Annotated in this window: 18 protein-coding genes and 1 riboswitch; of the genes, 11 read left to right on the plus strand and 7 right to left on the minus strand. The window is 42.5% G+C overall.

The annotated features are described in order from the left end of the window. Window positions 1-2 precede the first annotated feature (2 nt). Both D6853_RS11935 and D6853_RS11940 read left to right on the plus strand, forming a co-directional pair. On the plus strand, window positions 3-764 hold the full coding sequence (locus tag D6853_RS11935; protein WP_199713031.1) for an exodeoxyribonuclease III: 762 nt from the start codon (window positions 3-5) through the stop codon (window positions 762-764). A 24-nt stretch (window positions 765-788) separates the two neighbouring features. Next, window positions 789-1,763 (plus strand): AEC family transporter, encoded by a 975-nt coding sequence (locus D6853_RS11940; protein WP_120658236.1) that lies wholly within the window; start codon window positions 789-791, stop codon window positions 1,761-1,763. Between the two features lie 67 nt (window positions 1,764-1,830). Here D6853_RS11940 and D6853_RS11945 read toward each other — a convergent pair whose 3' ends face one another. Next, window positions 1,831-2,757: an alpha/beta hydrolase gene (locus tag D6853_RS11945; RefSeq protein WP_120658237.1), complete on the minus strand. Its 927-nt coding sequence runs from the start codon at window positions 2,755-2,757 to the stop codon at window positions 1,831-1,833. A gap of 170 nt (window positions 2,758-2,927) precedes the next feature. On the opposite strand from D6853_RS11945, the gene arfA reads away from it, so the two are divergent. The 5 genes from arfA (at window position 2,928) to D6853_RS11970 (ending at window position 10,341) form a co-directional block, all read left to right on the plus strand. After that, window positions 2,928-4,445 (plus strand): arabinosylfuranosidase ArfA, encoded by a 1,518-nt coding sequence (gene arfA / locus D6853_RS11950; RefSeq protein WP_120658238.1) that lies wholly within the window; start codon window positions 2,928-2,930, stop codon window positions 4,443-4,445. 108 nt (window positions 4,446-4,553) lie between these two features. Next, a complete protein-coding gene (locus tag D6853_RS11955; protein WP_243108348.1) occupies window positions 4,554-6,008 on the plus strand; it encodes an MBOAT family O-acyltransferase in 1,455 nt (484 codons plus the stop codon). A gap of 32 nt (window positions 6,009-6,040) precedes the next feature. Further along, window positions 6,041-7,135, plus strand: a complete 1,095-nt coding sequence (locus tag D6853_RS11960) for an SGNH/GDSL hydrolase family protein (protein ID WP_120658240.1) — start codon at window positions 6,041-6,043, stop codon at window positions 7,133-7,135. A gap of 68 nt (window positions 7,136-7,203) precedes the next feature. Beyond that, complete coding sequence (locus D6853_RS11965; RefSeq protein WP_120658241.1) at window positions 7,204-8,295, plus strand: undecaprenyldiphospho-muramoylpentapeptide beta-N-acetylglucosaminyltransferase; 1,092 nt, start codon at window positions 7,204-7,206, stop codon at window positions 8,293-8,295. A 114-nt stretch (window positions 8,296-8,409) separates the two neighbouring features. After that, window positions 8,410-10,341 carry an EAL domain-containing protein gene (locus tag D6853_RS11970; protein WP_120658242.1) on the plus strand — a complete coding sequence of 644 codons (1,932 nt, stop codon included), beginning with the start codon at window positions 8,410-8,412 and terminating at the stop codon, window positions 10,339-10,341. 54 nt (window positions 10,342-10,395) lie between these two features. Here the strand turns inward: D6853_RS11970 and D6853_RS11975 are convergent, their stop codons facing one another. Next, the gene (locus D6853_RS11975; RefSeq protein WP_120658243.1) at window positions 10,396-10,935 is read right to left on the minus strand and encodes an NADH peroxidase; all 540 of its coding nucleotides are present in this window, start codon (window positions 10,933-10,935) and stop codon (window positions 10,396-10,398) included. 204 nt (window positions 10,936-11,139) lie between these two features. Here D6853_RS11975 and D6853_RS11980 point away from each other — a divergent pair, with 204 nt between their 5' ends. From D6853_RS11980 to D6853_RS11990, 3 genes are read left to right on the plus strand one after another with little or no spacing between them, the layout of a single operon-like run. Further along, window positions 11,140-12,009: a MurR/RpiR family transcriptional regulator gene (locus D6853_RS11980; RefSeq protein ID WP_120658244.1), complete on the plus strand. Its 870-nt coding sequence runs from the start codon at window positions 11,140-11,142 to the stop codon at window positions 12,007-12,009. Window positions 12,010-12,016: 7 nt separating this feature from the next. Beyond that, window positions 12,017-12,496, plus strand: a complete 480-nt coding sequence (locus D6853_RS11985; RefSeq protein WP_120658245.1) for an S-ribosylhomocysteine lyase — start codon at window positions 12,017-12,019, stop codon at window positions 12,494-12,496. A 49-nt stretch (window positions 12,497-12,545) separates the two neighbouring features. Then, complete coding sequence (locus D6853_RS11990; protein WP_199713032.1) at window positions 12,546-13,241, plus strand: 5'-methylthioadenosine/adenosylhomocysteine nucleosidase; 696 nt, start codon at window positions 12,546-12,548, stop codon at window positions 13,239-13,241. Between the two features lie 97 nt (window positions 13,242-13,338). Here the strand turns inward: D6853_RS11990 and ribH are convergent, their stop codons facing one another. The 5 genes from ribH to D6853_RS12015 all read right to left on the minus strand — a co-directional run bounded on the left by ribH (window position 13,339) and on the right by D6853_RS12015 (window position 18,698). Beyond that, window positions 13,339-13,803 carry a 6,7-dimethyl-8-ribityllumazine synthase gene (gene ribH / locus D6853_RS11995; RefSeq protein ID WP_120658247.1) on the minus strand — a complete coding sequence of 155 codons (465 nt, stop codon included), beginning with the start codon at window positions 13,801-13,803 and terminating at the stop codon, window positions 13,339-13,341. Window positions 13,804-13,857: 54 nt separating this feature from the next. Beyond that, window positions 13,858-15,054: a bifunctional 3,4-dihydroxy-2-butanone-4-phosphate synthase/GTP cyclohydrolase II gene (locus D6853_RS12000; protein ID WP_120658248.1), complete on the minus strand. Its 1,197-nt coding sequence runs from the start codon at window positions 15,052-15,054 to the stop codon at window positions 13,858-13,860. A 15-nt stretch (window positions 15,055-15,069) separates the two neighbouring features. Next, window positions 15,070-15,717, minus strand: a complete 648-nt coding sequence (gene ribE, locus D6853_RS12005; protein ID WP_120658249.1) for a riboflavin synthase — start codon at window positions 15,715-15,717, stop codon at window positions 15,070-15,072. Then, window positions 15,702-16,802 (minus strand): bifunctional diaminohydroxyphosphoribosylaminopyrimidine deaminase/5-amino-6-(5-phosphoribosylamino)uracil reductase RibD, encoded by a 1,101-nt coding sequence (ribD, locus tag D6853_RS12010; protein WP_120658250.1) that lies wholly within the window; start codon window positions 16,800-16,802, stop codon window positions 15,702-15,704. The genes ribE and ribD overlap by 16 nt, the downstream gene beginning before the upstream one ends. Before the next feature lie 153 nt (window positions 16,803-16,955). Then, window positions 16,956-17,070, minus strand: a riboswitch (FMN riboswitch). 47 nt (window positions 17,071-17,117) lie between these two features. Next, window positions 17,118-18,698: a glucose-6-phosphate isomerase gene (locus D6853_RS12015; RefSeq protein WP_120658251.1), complete on the minus strand. Its 1,581-nt coding sequence runs from the start codon at window positions 18,696-18,698 to the stop codon at window positions 17,118-17,120. A gap of 136 nt (window positions 18,699-18,834) precedes the next feature. Here D6853_RS12015 and D6853_RS12020 point away from each other — a divergent pair, with 136 nt between their 5' ends. Then, a complete protein-coding gene (locus D6853_RS12020; protein WP_120658252.1) occupies window positions 18,835-20,346 on the plus strand; it encodes a sensor histidine kinase in 1,512 nt (503 codons plus the stop codon). The last annotated feature ends 20 nt before the right edge of the window (window positions 20,347-20,366 follow it).

Genomic DNA, 20,366 nt, shown 5'->3' on the forward strand with positions numbered 1-20,366 from the left:
GCATGGGAATCAAACTTGTATCATGGAATGTTAACGGACTCAGAGCCTGTGTATCAAAAGGCTGCTTTCAGGAATTTATGGAAAAAGAAAATCCTGATGTGATATGCCTCCAGGAAACAAAGCTTCAGGAAGGTCAGATCAAGATGGACCTCCCGGATTATGAAGAATACTGGAACTATGCAGAAAAGAAGGGCTATTCCGGAACAGCAATTTTTACCAAAGAAAAACCTTTATCCGTAACTTACGGACTGGGAATAGAAAAACATGACCACGAAGGAAGAGTAATAACAGCAGAGTATCCGGATTACTATCTGGTAACGGTCTATGTTCCAAATGCCAAAGAAGACCTTTCAAGACTTGAATACAGACAGGTTTGGGAAGATGATTTTCTTAAATACATCAAAAAGCTCGAAGAGACCAAACCCGTTATCTACTGTGGAGATCTCAACGTTGCACATAAAGAGATCGACCTCAAAAATCCCAAGTCTAACAGGGGTCATGCGGGATTTACCGATGAAGAAAGAGCAAAGTTTGATAACGTAGTTTCTTCCGACCTTGTAGATTCTTTCAGATATTTTTATCCTGACCTTGAGGGTGCATATTCATGGTGGTCTTACAGATTCCATGCAAGGGAAAAGAACGCCGGCTGGCGTATTGACTATTTTATTGTATCCAAGGATCTTATGCCTAAGGTTGAGGATGCAAAGATTTACAGCGAGGCTCTGGGCTCTGACCACTGCCCTGTTGGGATTATATTAAAATAAGACTGATTAAGATTACGTAGGACTATGGAAAACTTACTTTTTAGTTTAAACGTTACATTACCAATATTTCTCCTGATGGTGCTGGGTTATATCTTCAATAAACTCGGCATCATAGATGAGAAAGCCGCATCGTGGATGAATAAATTCGTATTCAAGATCGCGCTCCCCGTATTGGTGTTTAAAGACCTCGCAAGCCAGGATTTTGCAGGGACTTGGGACGGCAAATTCGTACTGTTTTGTTTCTTTGTAACAGCGTTTAGTATTGCTGTTATATCAATTATTTCCAAATTTATAGTAAAAGAAAAAGCAAAAAGAGGAGAATTCATACAGGGTGCTTACAGAAGCAGCGCCGCCCTTCTCGGAATAGCTTTTATCCAAAATATATATGGAGAGATGAGCTCCGGAATGGGACCTCTTATGATACTTGGAAGCGTTCCTCTCTATAACGTATTCGCAGTCATAATCCTTATGGTTACAGCAAATGACAGCGAAGCAGCCATTTCGGAAAAAGAAAACGAAAAGAGCAAGTTTATAAAAAGTACTCTTGTCGGAATCATAAAAAATCCCATAATCATAGGGATCCTAATAGGACTGATATGGTCCGTGCTGCACATTCCTCAGCCAAAGATATTTGCTACGCTTGTGGGAGATATAGCAAAACTTGCAACTCCGCTTGGACTCATGGCGATGGGCGCTGCATTTGATGTAAAAAAGGCAGTGAATGAAGTAAAACCCGCATTTATAGCAGCTTTTATCAAACTCTTTGTCCTTGTGACAATATTCCTTCCAATCGCAGTAAAGCTTGGCTTTTCGGGAGAACAGCTTATAGCAATACTTGTAATGCTGGGATCGGCTACGACCGTAAGCTGCTATATAATGGCCAAAAGCATGGGACATGACGGCGTATTAAGCAGCAGTATAGTAATGCTTACGACCTTCGGATGTTCTTTTTCACTGACTTTCTGGCTCTTTATATTAAAAACATTCGGACTTGTCTGATAATAAAATAATCAAAAATTAAGGCGTAGCCATTAGGCTACGCCAATTTAATGTAATTAAAAATTACTTAAAACTCAGTCGATTCAAGGAAAGTACGAATCTTACCCCAGAAATTATCCGGATCTTTTACTACAGCTTCGATATGACCGGAGCCAAGTATCATACAATATTTCTTCGGACACTTTGCAGCTTCGTAAAGAGTCGAACACATATGAGGATCGATAAGCGTATCGTCGTCTCCGTGTATAAAGAGTGTCGGTGTCTCGGATCTTTTAACAGCATCGACGGGATTAACCTTATTGATGTCAAAGCCCGAACGAAGAAGAATAACTATTCTTGAAATAAAAAGAGCTATCGGAAGCGGAACAAAAGAGCCTTTAAACAATTTGTAGGAAGAAGCAAACTGCTCAACAAGTCTTGAATAAGAACTGTCTGAGATGGCAGCCTTAACATTGGAAGGAAGCTTCTCTCCTGTAGTCATGAGCGTTGTTGCAGCGCCCATGGACATTCCGTGTATGAGAATATGTGCATCGGGATCTCTTTTTACTATCCAATAGATCCACTCCAAAATATCAAATCTGTCATCGTAGCCGTAACCTACGTACTTACCTTCGCTCTTGCCAAAGCCTCTAAGATCAGGGAGAAGACAATTGATGCCGTTTTCAAGATAGTGCTTGGCGTAGATTCCGCAGTATTCAGAATTGTTCCAGATACCGTGGATAAGGATCACGTATTTGTGACTGTCGATATCCGAAGGAATATAAGAAGCATGAAGGCGAAGACCGTCAATACTGTCAATATACATATCCCTTTTATTGGTGTGATTTCTGATAAACAACCTTCCATCCGTTATGTCGGGAGAAAAGTCCGGATCGCTATCCTTGTGTTGGTGCGGAAAAGACGAAATTTTATAAATATAATTACTGAATGCATAGATGCCGCTGAATAGCGCAGATGCAATTCCAAGCTTCAAAAAAAAGTTCTTCTTTGCCATTGTGGTTCCTTCCTGTTTGCGTTTTTCTTAAGTAAGTTCAAGTGATTCAAAATAAAGATACATATATATTATCATCTTTTTTGAAAATAATCGCATTTTTCCATTTTCTTTTTCTAAAGAATAAGGTATATTGATTTATATAATATTGAATTATTTTAGAGGTATTTAAAATGAAAAAGCAAAAAACAGAAAACAAAGTACAGATCTGCATTGATCGTGACTTTACCATCAGTAAAGTCGACAAGCGTATCTACGGTTCCTTTATAGAACATTTGGGAAGGGCGGTTTACGAAGGCATCTATCAGCCCGGCAACAAGTTCGCGGACAAGGACGGATACAGAAAAGACGTAATCAAGCTCATTAAAGAGATCGGAGTGCCCATCGTAAGATATCCCGGCGGTAACTTCGTTTCTGCTTTTAATTGGGAGGACAGCGTAGGACCTAAGAAGAACAGACCCAGAAGAATAGAGCTTGCGTGGGGAGTTGTCGAGACCAACGAATTCGGACTTGATGAGTTCATGAACTGGTGTAAAAAGGTTAAGACTGAGCCCATGTATGCGATCAACCTCGGTACAAGAGGTCTTGAAGATGCCAAGAATGTAGTAGAATACTGCAATATCAAGAGCGGAACTCTTTACAGTGACATGAGAATCAAGAATGGTGTTAAGGATCCTTACAACATCAAGCTTTGGTGCCTTGGAAACGAGATGGACGGATCATGGCAGATGGGACACATGACTGCGGAAGAGTATGGACGCAAGGCGGGAAGAGCAGGCCATATCATGAAGCTTGTCGATCCAACTATCGAATGCGTAGCATGCGGATCTTCAGGACTTGGCATGGAGACCTTCGGAAATTGGGAGAGAACCGTACTTGAGAACAGCTACGACGTTACGGATTATCTTTCACTTCATACATATTACGGAAATCAGAAGGATGACACACCGAACTTCCTTGCAAGCAGCGTAGCTATGGATAAGTTCATCAGCCAGGTTGTAAGCATCTGCGACTATGTTAAGGCGATAAAGAGATCAGACAAGACAATCAATCTCTCTTTTGACGAGTGGAACGTTTGGTATCATTCAAACGAACAGGATAAAAAGCTTGAGAAATGGGTTGAGCATCCTCATCAGCTTGAGGATATCTACAACTTCGAGGACGCACTCCTTGTAGGTTCAATGCTTATCACACTCCTTAGACATGCCGACAGAGTAAAGATCGCATGCCTTGCACAGCTCGTTAACGTAATCGCGCCCATCATGACATCAGATACAGGTGCTTGGAAGCAGACAATCTTCTATCCTTACATGCAGGCAAGCGTATACGGAAGAGGCGAAGTCCTCAACACGGTAGTTAAGGTACCCACATACGAGTCAGAGCACGGCGACGCTCCTTTTGTAGACAGCGTTGTTGTAGCTGATGATGAGAACGAGACACTTACAATCTTTGCTGTTAACAAGAGTCTTGAAGATGACTTTGATCTTACATGCGACCTTCGTCAGTACGCAGGATACAAGGTTGTAGAGCACAGCGTTCTTACACACAAGGATCTTAAGGCGGTAAATACCGAAAAGAATCCCGATAACGTTAAGCCTGTGGACAACACCAAGGCAACAAAGATAACAAAGGGAATCCTTACAAGCAAACTTCCCGCAAGAAGCTGGAATGTTATTAGACTTGCCAAATAAAACTATGATATACTCTTCATGAATCAGATATCATGGAGATAGTAAATGGGCTTTAATTCCTTTAGATTTATATTGCTTTTCCTGCCAATCCTTTTGGCAGGATGGCATATGCTTAACAGAATTCACAAATATACAGTGGCAGACGGGTTTCTGACTCTTATGTCACTGTATTTCTATTACACTTTCGGCGCATCTTTCCTAGTTGTGCTGCTTATCAGTATCTGTGTAAACTATCTCCTAAGCTTCATAATAACAAAAGCAAAAGACAAAACGATAAAAGTCCTCAAGGTAATAGGCGTTTTGTTTAATTTAGGACTCCTCTTTTACTTTAAATACCTTGGATTCTTTGTCGAAAACATAAATTCCGTGACGGGAGCGAATCTTTCCGTAAAAGAGATTCTTATGCCGATAGGAATCAGCTTTTTTACCTTTGGACAGATCTCATTTATCGTAGACAGGGCAAACGGCGAAGCAGAACACTATCCGTTCCTTCAGTATGCCATGTATACCGTCTATTTCCCCAAGCTCATACAGGGACCTATAGCATTCCACAAGGAAATGATCGATCAGTTCAGGGATACCAAATTAAGAAGCTTCGATCCGGACAACTTCGCTAAGGGCTTAAAATCTTTTATCATAGGTCTTTCCAAGAAAGTAATCCTGGCGGATACGCTAGCTAGGGTTGCCAACTATGGATTTGAGCAGACATTTTATCTTGATACGCTGACCGTCATTGTGGTCATGCTGGCATATACCTTCCAGATCTACCTTGATTTCTCGGGATACTGTGATATGGCAAACGGCGTGAGCTTGCTTCTGGGCATAAAGCTTCCCGTCAATTTCAACTCCCCGTACAAGGCGTCTTCTGCAAAAGAGCTGTGGCAGCGCTGGCACATGACACTGTCAAGATTCTTCATAAAATACGTATATATCCCGCTTGGCGGCAGCAGAAAAGGAAAGCGCCGCACGGTGATCAATGTCCTTATAGTATTTGTTCTTAGCGGACTTTGGCACGGAGCGGGTTGGACATATATCTGCTGGGGACTCATGCAGGGACTTCTTGTAGTATGGGATGACCTTGGAATAGTCGGAGTAAGGGATGACAATCCGGATAAAAAGAAAAAGTATTTATTGCGGGAAAAACCTTTTATCACCGTGCCCGGAGCAGTCGGAAACGCAGCTACTTTCTTTATGTTTGTGGTTTCCCTTGTGTTCTTTAGATCCAAGAATCTGGGTTATGCGCTTGGAATGTTCAAAAGAGCTTTCTTCTGGACATACCCCGGTTTCCTTACAAGATGCGCCGGACAGCTTGAGATGGCCGAAAACTATGTGCTTCGGCAGATAGTAACAAGGCTTGGCATAGGAAGTGCCGGCATGGTTCTTATGATCACGATGATTGTATATATTGCGATAAGTGCGTTTGTGATGACTAGGAAAAACACGCAGGAGATAATAGCAGAAAACAGATACGACTTAAAGAGTGTCATATGCTATACCATTCTTGCAATCCTGTCGCTTATATCACTTTCAAATGTGAGCACCTTTATTTACTTTAAATTCTGAGCATAAGATAAAGAAATATAATAGAAAACAATATGAAAAAAGAAAATAATCCTTCAAATTTCATAAAACGACTGACCGTTGCAGTACTTGTGGTTGCTGTGCTGATAGCGTCTACAGTGTTCGTATTCGACCCTTTTTATCATTATCATAAACCATGGCTGGGCATGAAGGCTGTTCTTAACGACAAAGAATATCAGTGCGTGGGAAGTCTTCGAAACTTCGATTACGATGCGCTTATTGTGGGTTCTTCCGTTATGGAGAACAATAATAATGCCTGGTACGACGAAGCTTATAACGTAAAGAGCATCAAAGCCATCCGTTCATACGGCGCGACCGCAGATCTTTGCTATCTTTTGGATGAAGCCTTTGAGAAACACGACGTCAAATACGTCTTTTACAATATTGACCCGTCGTCCCTGTCCGCAGATGCCGAAACAACCTATAAATCAACGGGTTGTCCCATGTATCTGTACGACCGCAACCCGTTTAATGATGTGCAGTATCTTTTTAATAAGGACGTATTGTTTGAAAAGATTCCGTATCAGCTCGCAAATGCGATGTCGACAGACTATGACGAGGGCCTTTCCTACAACTGGGCCAAATGGAAAGAGTTTGGGCCCCATATGGCGCTTGGCCTTTACTACAGACCAAGAGAAGTCGTGGAAATGATGGAAGAAACCGCTTATAAAGAGAACCTGGAGAAAAACATAGCTCTTTTGACAAGTGAAGTTGCAGCTCATCCCGATACGCAGTTCATTTTCTTCTATCCCGTGTATTCAATGCTTTGGTGGGACGGAATCGTAAGAACAGGCGAAAGAGATGCCTATATTTACAACGAAAAAGAGATGACAAAGGCGCTGCTTCAATACGACAATGTGCGTGTTTTCTGTTTCCAGAACGACAGAGATATTGCCACGAACCTTGAATACTATATGGATTCGCTTCATTTTTCTCCCGAGATTAATAAGCTCATGCTTGATAAGATGGTGGCAGGCGAAGGAGAGATGACCTTGGATAATTACGAAGAAGTGATCGATGGGGTAAAAGACTTTTCCGAAACTATCGTAAACGAGCTTATAATCCCGTACGAAGAAAAAGACATGCTAACATATGAAATTACTGAATAAAATGGTATACTATAAGGCACAAAGACTGATTTTGTGCCTTAAATTTATGATGGAAGAAGGATCGGAAGTTGAGCGACAATGAGACCAAAAGAATCGTGCTTACAGGAGGCGGAAGCGCAGGACACGTAACACCTAATATAGCGCTTATACCCGCACTTAAAAAGGCAGGATATGATATTTATTACATCGGATCATATAACGGAATCGAGAAGAAACTTATCGAAGATTACAGCATTCCTTATTTCGGAATAGCAACAGGTAAGCTCAGAAGATACTTCGACCCCAAGAATTTCACAGATCCGTTCAGAGTTCTTAAGGGATTTGGAGAGGCCAAAAAGCTTCTCAGAACAATAAAACCCGATATAGTATTTTCAAAAGGCGGATTTGTAAGTGTCCCTGTTGTAAGAGCAGCGGGCGCACTTAAGATACCTTATATTGTGCACGAATCGGACATGACACCGGGACTTGCCAACAGACTTAGCATGACGGGAGCCAAGAGAATATGCTGTAATTTCCCCGAGACAATGAGACTTCTCCCCGCAGAGAAGGCGGTTCTCACAGGAACACCCATAAGAGAAGAGCTTGGAATGGGCTCACCCGAGGCAGGAAGAAAGCTTTGCGAGTTCACGGACGATAAGCCCGTTCTTATGGTAATCGGAGGAAGCCTTGGTGCGCAGTCGGTGAATGAGACCGTAAGATACGCACTTCCCAGACTTCTTCCCAATTTCAACGTGGTTCATATCTGCGGAAAAGAGAAGATGGATAACCTCAAGCTTACCGTTCCCGGATACAAGCAGTTCGAGTACGTAAAGAACGAGTTAAAAGACATCTTTGCTATGGCAGATATAGTGGTATCAAGAGCCGGAGCCAACTCAATCTGTGAGCTCCTTGCACTTAAAAAGCCCAATATCCTTATTCCTTTGTCCACCAAATCAAGCAGGGGAGATCAGATGCTCAATGCCAAGTCCTTTGAGCAGCAGGGATTTTCTCTTGTTATAGATAACGATGACCTTGATGAAGACATTCTTGTTGAGACAATAGAGGATCTCTATGAGAGAAGAGAGGACTTTATTGAGAATATGAGCAAGAGCAATCTTCACAGCGCCACAAACACCATAGTTGAGCTTATTAACACCGAAGTTGGTGCGTCAGATCAATAAAAATTATCCATAAAATTTTGTAAATATTTATAGGCATTTTATACGCTTTTATATTAAATGAGTTATCATATAATTAGAAAAGTTTTTTCTCCGTAAAAGCAGAGGGAAATATAAATGACTATGAATGTGGAAAGCTATCTGAGTTCATACAGCCCGGTAGGCGACATCCTGGTAATGGCGATACTTATGGTTATCACCGTTCTTATTCGTGTTGCATATATCAAGCAGAGCAGAGAGTTTACCATATTCAGATACATCATGATAAGCTTGGTAGCTGCGGCAATTTGTAATATACTTTTCCATCAGTTACTGACACATGTATCGGTCATTTCTCTTCCCATGGTCTATCTGCTTAGATTTCTGTACCATTTCCTTCTTTATACCAACCTGGGATTATACGTTGTATATATGAAAAATCCATTTCAGCTAGTCCAAAAGGGTGAGCAGAGGTATGAGTTGCTGGCATCCTTTGCGGTAATCGGAATTACTGCTACAGAAGTGATCCAGACAATGACTAAAACAGGGTTTTATGTTGATACAAACGGTAATCTTCAAACCGGACATAAAATGTTTGCCGCAGGATACCTCTTTATGGTATCGCTGCTATTGTATCTGCTCATCAGATACAGAAACAGAACCTACAGACCTATTGTCACTGCTTTTATCGGGGTTATAGCAGTCGCTGCTCTTGTTATGATCATTCAGGCAAATAATAGGCAGCAATCTTTTACCACAGCGACATTCTTATTCCCGATAGTAGCTGTTCTTTATCTGCTCCATGCAAATCCGTACGACCTTGAGTGGGGTTCTCTTCACATAGATTCCTTTGAAGAGAGGATTGATACCGCTTCCAGGAAAAAGATGGGAATCCTGGTATTCAGTCTTTTCATGCATGAATTTGAAAAGAATAACCGTAAGTACCCCAAAGAGATCAGAGAAAAACTAAGAGAAGTCACAATGGATTTCTTTAGAGGAGGCACGCTTTTCCAAATATCTCCGGGAAGAATGATATTTATCGTTGATAAAGAGAGCAATCCCGACCATGAAGCCAGGACTGTTAAGATGATGGAGCTGTTCCATGAGCAGCATAATATATATAAGAATGACTACAAGATAGTAATTACCGAGTCAAGCAACAGTATAAAAGAACCGGCTGATTACCTAAGACTTATTGAATATGTTGAAGGAAGAATGCCGGAACAAGAGATCAAGATGGTCCAGGCTGAGGATATAGAGAAATTCTACGAACATAAATACATCGTGGATCAGCTTGCGGATATAAGTGAAAAAGGCGATATGGATGATCCGAGAGTCCTTGTATATTGCCAGCCCGTCTACAATATAACTTCCGGATGCTATGACACTGCTGAAGCACTTATGAGACTTAAGCTCGCAGATCTCGGAATGGTATTTCCGGACAGATTCATACCGATAGCGGAAAATCACAATTATATAAACGCACTTACAATGATAATTCTTTCCAAGACCTGTAAACAGATAAGAAAACTGATCCGAGACGGCTTCTACATATCAAGGATTTCAGTTAACTTCTCGATACTTGATGTAAAAGACAAAGATTTCTGCAGGAAAGTAAGAAATGTGGTGAGCGGATGCGAGATACCGTTTGATAAGCTTGCTATTGAGATAACGGAAAGCCAGAACGAGAAAGACTTTATAGAGTTAAAAGATAAGATCTATGAACTTAAGATGAGCGGAATAACGTTCTATCTTGATGATTTCGGAACGGGATATTCCAATTTCGAAAGAATCTTAGAGATACCGTTTGACATCATAAAGTTTGACAGATCGCTCGTAGTGGCAAGTAGGAACGACTCCAAATCAGAGACCCTCGTATCCCACCTTGCGCATATGTTCAGCGACCTTGAATACGACGTCTTGTATGAGGGCGTAGAGGACAGCGAAGACGAAGAGCGCTGCAAAGAAATGCATGCAAGATACCTACAGGGTTATATGTACTCAAAGCCCATACCAATTGAGCAGCTTACTGATTTCTTAAAGCGAGTACCGGAATATGTAAACGTATAAAATAAAGGCTGAGTGATTTTTATAAATCGCTCAGCCTTATCTATTAACTATCTATCAGCCAAAATATCTCTTTAAGAGACCTTCAAAGCCTTTGCCGTGTCTAGCCTCATCTCTTCCAATCTCATGAACTGCATCATGGATCGCATCAAGATTAAGCTCTTTTGCTTTCTTAGCAAGATCTGCACGACCCTGTGTTGCGCCGTACTCGGCATCTGCACGAAGCTCAAGATTCTTCTTGGTTGAGTTTGTAAGAACTTCTCCGAGCATCTCTGCAAACTGAGCAGCGTGCTCAGCCTCTTCCCAAGCTGCCTTCTCGTAGAAAGCGCCGATCTCGGGGTAACCCTCTCTGATAGCTACGCGAGCCATTGCAAGATACATTCCGACTTCGGAACACTCGCCGTTGAACATTTCGCGAAGACCATTCTTTATCTCTTCAGGTGCTTCACTAGCTACACCAAGAACATGCTCGCATGCCCAAACTTTATCACCTTCCTGCTTGCTGAATTTAGAAGCGGGAGCCTTACATACTGGACAAGCTTCCGGAGGCTGATCGCCTTCATGAACATAGCCACAAACCTGACATATCCATTTCATAGAAATAATCTCCTTTCGTAATACGTGAAATAATAATTCTGCCTATTTGACTATAACATAAAGTGTGTACCAAAAGAGCGCTTTTATAAAAGTTTAATAGCGTATAATAAAAACTTTGAAAATTTATTTCATTCTCTATAGAAAAGTGCGATATACTATTGGTATATCGGTTATAGTGTTCAATAATACATAGCGGAGGCGCCTATGAATATTGTCAGTGAGAAAATCAAAAGTTGCTATAATTCTTTGCCTTCATCGGAAAAGGCAGTTGCCGATTTTGTTCTTGAAAGAAAAGGAGATCTTTTTCAATATCCCATAAAAGAACTTGCAAGATTATCAGGTACAACGCAGGCTTCGTGGACTCGCTTTGCGCAGGCCATAGGATATAACGGATTAAAAGACCTTAAGAATGCTTATTATGCAGAGATCAATACATCTCTTATTCAAGCGGAAAAAGGCAATCCCAGAGTTTCTTTTAAGGACGTCAATGAATATACGTCGCTTCAGTCTATTGCAGACAATATCTGTGCCACAAGCGTCCAGGCAATTCAGACCACATACAGACTGTTTGATGCCGGATCCTTCAATGAAGTTATCGATAAGCTTGTACTGGCTAAGCAGATACAGATCTTCGGAGTGGGAGCAGCCGGAATTGCTGCCTACGACCTTTATTGTAAGCTTCAAAGAATCCACTACAACGTGGTCTTTAACCAGGATCATCATATGAATATGATGACCATCTCGCAGGCACAGGAAAATGATGTTATACTGTTCTTTAGCGACAATGCCAAGAACAAAGAGATAATGGAGCTGTTTAACATAGCAAAAGGTACAGCGGCTACGACGGTTGCCATAACCAAGCTCGGAAACAATCAACTTACTACGGGATGCGATTTTGTGCTCTTTGCCACATCTCCCGAGATAGACAAAAAGAGCGGAATATCAAGCTCTCGTTTCGCGCAGCTGTTTCTTGTAGATACCATCTATACTTCTGTGGCAAATCGCGATTATGATAACATAAAAGAGTATCTCAGAGATTCATATGAGGTATTTAACGAACCAATCAAGGAGTAGAGACATAATGGAGAAAATCGCAAGCTTTACGGTTAACCACATCGACCTCGAGCCGGGAATATATGTATCCCGTAAGGACAAGGTCGGACAGGAAACAATAACAACATTTGATCTTCGTATGACGGCTCCCAACAGAGAACCCGTAATGAATACAGCAGAGGTTCATACCATGGAGCATCTCGGAGCAACATTCCTTAGAAACGACGAAGAGTACAAAGACAAGACTATTTATTTCGGACCAATGGGATGCAGAACAGGTTTTTATATTGTTCTTGCAGGAGATCTGGATTCCAAGACAATAGTTCCTCTTGTGACAAGAATGTATGAGTTTATGAGAGATTTTAAGGGAGAGGTTCCCGGAGCAAGCCCAAGAGACTGCGGAAATTATCTCGACATGAACCTTGGAATGGCTAATTTCCTTGCAAAAAGATATCTCGATAACACGCTTTACAACATTGATGAAAAGCATCTTGTATATCCCGAGTGATCACGATATCTTCTAAGAAAAATTCTCAAAAGAAAAACGGAGACAAATAATGAAAATAGGTATTATCGGTGCCATGGAAGTTGAAGTTCAGGCACTTAAGAGCAACATGACGGTAAATCGCATCGTAAAAAAGGCATCTATGGAATTCTATGAAGGAATCATAGGCGGAAAAGACGTAGTTGTTGTAAGAAGCGGTATTGCCAAAGTAAACGCAGGAATTTGCGTACAGATACTTGTAGATCTTTTCGATGTTACACATGTAATCAACACCGGTGTTGCCGGATCACTTGATTCCAAGCTCAACATCGGAGACATCGTTCTTTCCGTTGATGCATGCTATCACGACGTAGACATTACAATCTTCGGATATGCCAAAGGCGAAGTTCCTCAGATCGGAGCAGTAAATTTTGAAGCTGACAAAGAGATGAGAGAAAAGGCAAAGGCTTCAATCAAGAAGGTTGCTCCTGACATTGGAGTTTACGAAGGAAGAGTTTGCAGCGGAGATCAGTTCATCAGCAGCAAAGAAGTTAAGGATGACATTATCAAGAATCACGGCGGAATGTGTGCCGAGATGGAAGGCGCAGCAATCGCTCAGGCAAGCTACCTTAACAACGTTCCTTTCCTTATCATCAGAGCAATCTCGGATAAGGCAGACGGAAGCGCTGAAGTAGACTATCCTACATTCGAAGCTAAGGCAGCAAAAGACTGCGCAGCACTTGTAATGGAGCTTATAGCAGAGCTTTGATACTAAAATTATTAAATAAAAAGGCGCTTGATGCTTTTTCATCAAGCGCCTTTTTTATTTCTAATATGCCCATAAGATAAATTATCGCAGGCCTTTATCAGCCGATATTTCTGATAAGATTTACCATCTCGATAGCGCCCTGAGCACATTCAAAACCTTTGTTTCCGGCTTTTGTTCCGGCTCTTTCGATGGCCTGTTCAATGCTGTCGGTTGTAAGAACACCGAACATTACGGGAATACCGCTGTTTAGGCTAACCTGTGCAACGCCCTTTGAAACTTCCGCGCATACATAATCATAGTGAGATGTTGATCCTCTTATTACTGCACCGAGGCAGATAACGGCATCGTATTTGCCGCTCTTTGCCATCTTATCTGCGATAAGAGGAATCTCAAATGCGCCGGGAACCCAGGCAACTTCTATATCATCGTCTGCAACGTTTTCTCTTTTAAGAGCATCAACAGCGCCGCCGAGGAGCTTTGATGTGATAAACTCATTGAATCTTGCGACGACGATTCCAACCTTTATTTTTTCCGATACCAGATTTCCTTCATAAATTTTCATAACCTTCTCCTTATTTTATTGTGATTTATATTTTATGTTTTGATGTCTATGACATCAGACTTTCAAAATATGTCCCATCCTTATCTTCTTGGTCTGAAGATAGAATTTGTCGAATTGATTGGCTTCTATTTCAATCGGAACCCTCTTATTTATCTTGATTCCGTAGTCTTTAAGCTGATAAACCTTATCGGGATTGTTGGTGAGCAGATCAAGCGAACGAACGCCAAGTTCCCTAAGTATCTGAGCTCCGATGTAGTACTCACGCATATCTCCCGGGAAACCGAGCGCGATGTTGGCATCAAGAGTATCCATTCCCTGATCCTGAAGTTTGTAAGCTTTAAGCTTATTTACAAGACCGATGCCTCTGCCTTCCTGACGCATATAAAGAAGAATTCCTCTTCCTTCTTCCGCGATCATCTGCATTGCCTTATCAAGCTGCTGGCCACAGTCGCAGCGCATTGAACCAAACACATCACCGGTAAGACATTCGGAATGAACTCTGCAAAGAACGTCTTTGCCGTCCGAGATATCGCCCATGACAAGAGCAACGTGATGCTCGCCGCTAAGCTTGTTGATATAACAGTGAGCCATGAAATTGCCGTACTTGGTCGGCATCTTGGCAACGGAAGCACATTCAACCAGATTGTCGTAAACCTTTCTGAATTCTTTTATATCTTCTACGGAGATCATTGTAAGATCATGCTCTTTGGCAAGATCTTCAAGAGCTTTTCCTGTCAGCATCTTGCCGTCATCGCCCATGATCTCGCAGCAAAGACCGATCTCTTTTAGCCCTGCAAGACGCATAAGATCTACCGTGGCTTCTGTGTGACCTTCTCTTACAAGAACGCCGCCCTCTTTGGCAACAAGCGGAAACATGTGACCGGGACGTCTGAAATCTTCGGGCTTTGCGTCATCTTCCGAAGCCTTCACCGCAGTGAGAGCTCTTTCTAAAGCGGAGATTCCCGTTGTAGTGTCGACGTGATCGATAGATACGGTAAATGCAGTCTCGTGGTTGTCCGTATTGTGGCTTACCATGGGAGCAAGTGCGAGTTTAACCGCAAATTCTTCGCTCATGGGCATGCAGATAAGGCCTTTGCCGTGCGTTGCCATGAAGTTGATGCTCTCTGTTGTCGCAAGCTCTGCGGAACAGATAAAGTCACCTTCGTTCTCTCTTTTTTCATCGTCGGTTACAAGTATGAGTTTGCCTTCCTTAAGGTCATTAAGTGCTTTTATGATTTTGTCTTTATCCATTTCTATCCCTCTTGATTAAAAGCCGTTAGATAAAAGAAATTCTCTTGTTATCTTCGGTTTGATTGTGATTTCCGATTCCCTGTTTAGGAAACTCATGACGTATTTTCCGATCATATCGGTCTCGAGATTAACGGCGTCGGAGACCTTTTTTTCTCCGAGAGTTGTCTCTGTCAGAGTATGCGGTATTACCGATACCCAGAAGGAATTAATGCCCATCTTGGCGACGGTAAGACTTATTCCGTCTATAGCCACGGAGCCCTTTTGAGTTATTCCCTCCATGATGTTAGAGGGGGCCGATATCTCAAGCCATACGGCGTTCCCGTCTCTTTTTATTGATTCGATCTTACCTGTTCCGTCAATGTGTCCCGATACCAGATGTCCGCCGAAGCGTCCGTCTGCTTTCATTGCTCTTTCAAGATTTACTCTGGAACCCTTTTTTAAAAGAGATAGTATCGAGCGGTTAAAGGTTTCGTTCATAACGTCGGCAAAAAAATTGTCTTTGGAAAATTGCGTGACTGTAAGGCAGACGCCGCAAACGCTGATGCTGTCGCCGATATGAACATCTTCAAGAATCTTTTTGCAGGAGATGTTTATCGTGCCTGTTTCCGATTGCTTTATTATGTTTTTTACAAATCCGATTTCTTCTACTATTCCGGTGAACATAGGTATTCAACCTCGCTTTGTATAAGTATGTCCGGGCCGATGCCGGTGACTTTTTTGGTGTTTAATTTAATGGCGTCGCCCGGGTTTTCTATTCCGATTCCCTCAACCGGGGATTTGGCGTTTCCTCCGAATATCTTCGGTGCCATATAAACATAAACCTCATCTACAAGATGTTCCGAAAGAGCACTGAAATTAAGTGTTCCTCCTCCCTCCAACAAGATGCTGTTTATGCCGAGCGATCCGAGCTTTTTAAAAAGCTCGATTAGATCAAGATGCTCGCCCTTCTTGGGAACCTGCAGGATCTTACAGCCTTGCTTTTCATATTCGGATGCCTTGGAAGGATCAGCAGCCGTTGCTATGATAGTGGGTATTTCGTTTGCTGTTCTTACAACCTGAGATGTCAGCGGCGTTCTAAGGTTTGTATCGCAGATTATCCTTGTGGGATCAATGTGAGGCTCGGAGAGTCTGCAGTTAAGCATGGGATCGTCTGCGATCACTGTTGAAACGCCGACCATGATTCCGCTAAGAGTCTTACGAAGCTTATGTACGGACTCTCTTGCACCTGAGCTTGTGATCCATTTTGATTCACCCGTTTTGGTTGCGATCTTGCCGTCGGCCGTCATTGCGTATTTCATTACAACGTAGGGAAGGCCAGTGGTGATGTGTTTATTGAAGATCTTATTCATTTCCCTGCATTCTTTTTCAAGAACGCCGACCTTGACTTCGATTCCGTGTTTTTGCAGGATCTCGATACCCTTGCCTGCGACAATGGGATTGACATCCGTTGTTCCGACAACGACTCTTGCGATCTCTTTTTCTATGATTATGTCTGTGCATGGAGGTGTCTTGCCGTGATGGCAGCAGGGCTCCAAAGTAACGTAGAGAGTTGCGCCTTTTGGATCTTCGCTGCAGTTTTTAAGAGCGTTTCTTTCTGCGTGGAGATCTCCGTATTTTTGGTGGTAGCCTTTTCCTATAACAACGCCGTGTTTAACAACGACGGCGCCCACCATAGGATTGGGGCTTACAAAGCCTTCACCTTTTTTGGCAAGTCGTATCGCTTTATTCATGTAATATTCGTCAGTCATGCGATGCTCCTTTCATTACATTGGGCAATATAAAAGCCCTGAACATTTTGTTCAGGGCTAAGAATAAACATATATAAACAATGAACTTACGCTCTCGCTTACGCTCGACGTAAGACGTTCGAACTAGCTTCGATAAAACCTCAGCAAGTTCTCACAGCTCTTCTTTCATCCAGACTATACTGTCGGCATCGGAGTTTCACCGATTCATGCCTTTCGGCTCGTGGGCTATACCACCGGTAGGGACTTGCACCCTGCCCTGAAGATTATTGTATTAATTTATAGCTATTTTATGTTAGCACGCTAAATGTGTCAACATCAGATGTTCAAGAGCTTGGAGTACTCTGCAAGAGCACCGTCTGTTTCGTGAGCAAGAACCTTCTTTGCAAGGACCTTACCGAGCTGAACACCTTCCTGATCGAAGCTGTTGATGTTCCAAACAAATCCCTGGAACATAACCTTGTTCTCGAAGTGAGCAAGGAGAGCGCCGAGCGCCTTGGGATCAAGCTCCTCACCGATGATGATGCTTGAAGGACGGCCACCTTTAAAGTTCTTGTTGAGGTTATCATCCTTCTTACCACATGCAAATGCAACGATCTGAGCGGCAACGTTAGCGCAAAGCTTCTGCTGGCTTGTGCTGTCCTGGATGTTTACATCATTTCTGAGCTGGCTGTTCTTAAAGCCGATGAACTGAAGAGGAATGATGTCTGTTCCCTGATGGAGAAGCTGATAGAATGAATGCTGTCCGTTTGTACCGGGCTCACCGAAGATGATGGGGCCTGTTACGTAATCGATAGGCTCGCCGAAGCGGTTAACACTCTTACCGTTTGACTCCATGTCAAGCTGCTGTAAGTGAGCAGGGAAACGTGAAAGTGCCTGTGAGTAAGGAAGCACTGCTGTGCTGTCATAGCCAAGAACGTTACGCTCGTAAACGCCGATCATGGCATCGAGCATTGCAGGGTTCTTAAGCATATCGGGATTAGCTGAAAGCTTGTCCTCTTCTGCTGCACCGTCAAGGAAAGCAGCGAATACTTCGGGACCGAAAGCAAGTGAAAGAACTGCTCCGCCAACGCCTGAAGTAGACGAGTAACGTCCGCCGATGAAGTCATCCATGAAGAATGCCTCAAGGTAGTTATCGCTCTTTGCAAGAGGAGATGTCTCGGATGTAACAGCGATCATGTGCTTGGAAGCATCAAGACCTGCCTTCTTAAGAGCGTCTGTAACGAATGATTCGTTTGTAAGCGTTTCAAGTGTTGTACCTGACTTAGATACAAGAATAAAGATAGAGTGAGCAACATCAATTCCGTTAAGAACTGCGGAAGCGTCATCGGGATCTACGTTAGAGATGAACTTAGCTTCCATCTTGAAGTTGCCTGTTCTGTGTGCCCAGTTTTCAAGAGCAAGGTACATAGCGCGGGGACCGAGGTCACTTCCGCCGATACCGATCTGAACAACTGTTGTGAATTTTTCACCCTTTGCGTTAGCGATCTCGCCTGAGTGAACTTTATTTGCAAAATCAGCAATTCTCTTCTGCTCTTTTACGTAGAAATCTCTTTTGTCAACGCCGTCGGCAACAACATTTCCGCCGAGCTGACCTCTTGTGAGCTGGTGAAGAACCATTCTCTTTTCACCTGTGTTGATCACTTCGCCGTTGTAGAGAGCCTCGAACTTCTCAGAAAGCTGTGCCTCTTTGGCAAGAGCATTAAGAGCGTTTAAAACATTGTCATCAACTTCTTTTGCAGCGTAGTTAAAGTTAAGGCCCGCAGCCATAGGTACGGAATAATTTTTAACTCTGCTTGTACCGTTATCGCCTGACATCACCTCAGCCAGGTTTACACGGGAAACCTTCTTGAGCTCGCCATAGGATGCGAGTGTATCCAGATTTTTCCAATTAACCATTATAAATCCTCCTGTCGGCTGGAAAACGTATTCCGCCATTCGCTTAAAAGTGTATCAAAGATATTTTGTCATATCAAGAAGATAAGGGTAAAAGTTACGAAAAATATGGTATACTTGTAGTATGTAGGGGGCTGTTATGCGATTCCGTACGAAACTGATCATCACATCACTTGCAATAGTATTAGTGCCGGTCATACTTGCTGTAGGTACATTTCTTGTAGCCGGCAGGTTTGTATTGTATGACCAAAAGATCCAGGAATACTCAAGTGTTGTGGATTACGAAACGGTATCCGATCCTGTCGGATCATTTTCAAGGATGACCGACACTCTTATTGCTGAGCTCAATCTGACCAGAAGCATATACCCCAACATATTGGAAGATGGAAATTATTTACAGGAATTGGATAAAAGACTTTCATCCAAATATTCCTATATTGTAGTAAGAAAAGATAAAGAGATCTATTATGTTGCAAGCAGATCCAGGGCAAAAGATGTATTGACGGAACTCCCCACGTACGCGCAGGGAACAGAAGGCGTTTATATTACACGTTCCAATTACCTTTTAAGACAATACGATTTTGTTTTCTCCACGGGAGAGCCCGGAAGCTTGTTCATAATATTCGGAATCAGACCGGCATTTACATCATCACTTATGATCTACATGCTGATCGCGATTCTTTTGATACTTCTTTTGACAAGCATTCTTCTGACGACGTGGATAGGACGAAGCTTCTTCAGACCTATAGATGAACTTAACATCGCGATGCAGAAGATCAAGGACGGTAATTTTGATTACATGCTCCCGACGGATGTTAAAGAAAAAAGTGAGATCGGAGCTATTTACCGTAACTACGAGGACATGAGACTAAGGCTCAAGGAATCAGCCGAGGAAAAGATAGAACGAGAGCGGCAGAACAGAGAGCTTATCAGTAATATCTCTCACGACCTCAAGACTCCCATCACGGCGATCAAGGGATATTCGCAGGGACTTTTGGAAGGCGTCGCAGCCAATCCGGAGAAGCAAAAGAAATACGTCAAGATCATTTATAACAAGGCTAATGACATGAACAACCTTATAAATGAGCTGACGCTGTATTCAAGCATAGACAACAACAGAATTCCGTATAACTTTGTCAAACTGAACGTATCGGAATATTTCGGAGATTGCATTGAAGAGATCGGAGCGGATCTTGAGAGTAAGTCGATCAAGCTCAATTACTCCAATCTCACAGGTCCAGATACTTTGATAGTTGCAGACCCCGAGCAGATCAAGAGGGTAGTCAACAACATTGTAAGTAACAGCGTTAAGTACCTTGACAGAGATGACGGAACGGGACAGATAGATATCCGCATCCTGGATGAAGTTGATTCCATTCGCGTAGAGCTTGAGGATAACGGTAAAGGAATTGCTCAAAAAGATATACCAAATATTTTTGACAGATTCTACCGGACGGATACTTCCAGAAACTCAAGGCAGGGCGGAAGCGGAATTGGATTATCAATAGTTAAAAAGATAATAGAAGATCATGGCGGCTATATTTGGGCGACCAGCCATGAGGGAGAAGGGACGTGTATGCATTTCGTTTTGAGGAAATACATCGAATATGCAGGCGGCTCTGAAACAGTCACAGTAGACCACGAATCATAAACGCAAAGAAAGGCAGAAAA

This window comes from Butyrivibrio sp. X503, assembly GCF_003625475.1.
Taxonomy (GTDB): domain Bacteria; phylum Bacillota; class Clostridia; order Lachnospirales; family Lachnospiraceae; genus Butyrivibrio.

Coding starts and splice junctions, on each gene's coding strand:
- D6853_RS12015 (WP_120658251.1), bottom strand. CDS start 18,698: ATGGTTAATTGGAAAAATCTGGATACACTCGCATCCTATGGCGAGCTC.
- D6853_RS11955 (WP_243108348.1), top strand. CDS start 4,554: ATGCTTAACAGAATTCACAAATATACAGTGGCAGACGGGTTTCTGACT.
- D6853_RS11980 (WP_120658244.1), top strand. CDS start 11,140: ATGAATATTGTCAGTGAGAAAATCAAAAGTTGCTATAATTCTTTGCCT.
- ribD (WP_120658250.1), bottom strand. CDS start 16,802: ATGACTGACGAATATTACATGAATAAAGCGATACGACTTGCCAAAAAA.
- D6853_RS12000 (WP_120658248.1), bottom strand. CDS start 15,054: ATGGATAAAGACAAAATCATAAAAGCACTTAATGACCTTAAGGAAGGC.
- ribE (WP_120658249.1), bottom strand. CDS start 15,717: ATGTTCACCGGAATAGTAGAAGAAATCGGATTTGTAAAAAACATAATA.
- arfA (WP_120658238.1), top strand. CDS start 2,928: ATGAAAAAGCAAAAAACAGAAAACAAAGTACAGATCTGCATTGATCGT.
- D6853_RS11935 (WP_199713031.1), top strand. CDS start 3: ATGGGAATCAAACTTGTATCATGGAATGTTAACGGACTCAGAGCCTGT.
- D6853_RS11970 (WP_120658242.1), top strand. CDS start 8,410: ATGACTATGAATGTGGAAAGCTATCTGAGTTCATACAGCCCGGTAGGC.
- ribH (WP_120658247.1), bottom strand. CDS start 13,803: ATGAAAATTTATGAAGGAAATCTGGTATCGGAAAAAATAAAGGTTGGA.
- D6853_RS11990 (WP_199713032.1), top strand. CDS start 12,546: ATGAAAATAGGTATTATCGGTGCCATGGAAGTTGAAGTTCAGGCACTT.
- D6853_RS12020 (WP_120658252.1), top strand. CDS start 18,835: ATGCGATTCCGTACGAAACTGATCATCACATCACTTGCAATAGTATTA.
- D6853_RS11960 (WP_120658240.1), top strand. CDS start 6,041: ATGAAAAAAGAAAATAATCCTTCAAATTTCATAAAACGACTGACCGTT.
- D6853_RS11975 (WP_120658243.1), bottom strand. CDS start 10,935: ATGAAATGGATATGTCAGGTTTGTGGCTATGTTCATGAAGGCGATCAG.
- D6853_RS11985 (WP_120658245.1), top strand. CDS start 12,017: ATGGAGAAAATCGCAAGCTTTACGGTTAACCACATCGACCTCGAGCCG.
- D6853_RS11945 (WP_120658237.1), bottom strand. CDS start 2,757: ATGGCAAAGAAGAACTTTTTTTTGAAGCTTGGAATTGCATCTGCGCTA.
- D6853_RS11940 (WP_120658236.1), top strand. CDS start 789: ATGGAAAACTTACTTTTTAGTTTAAACGTTACATTACCAATATTTCTC.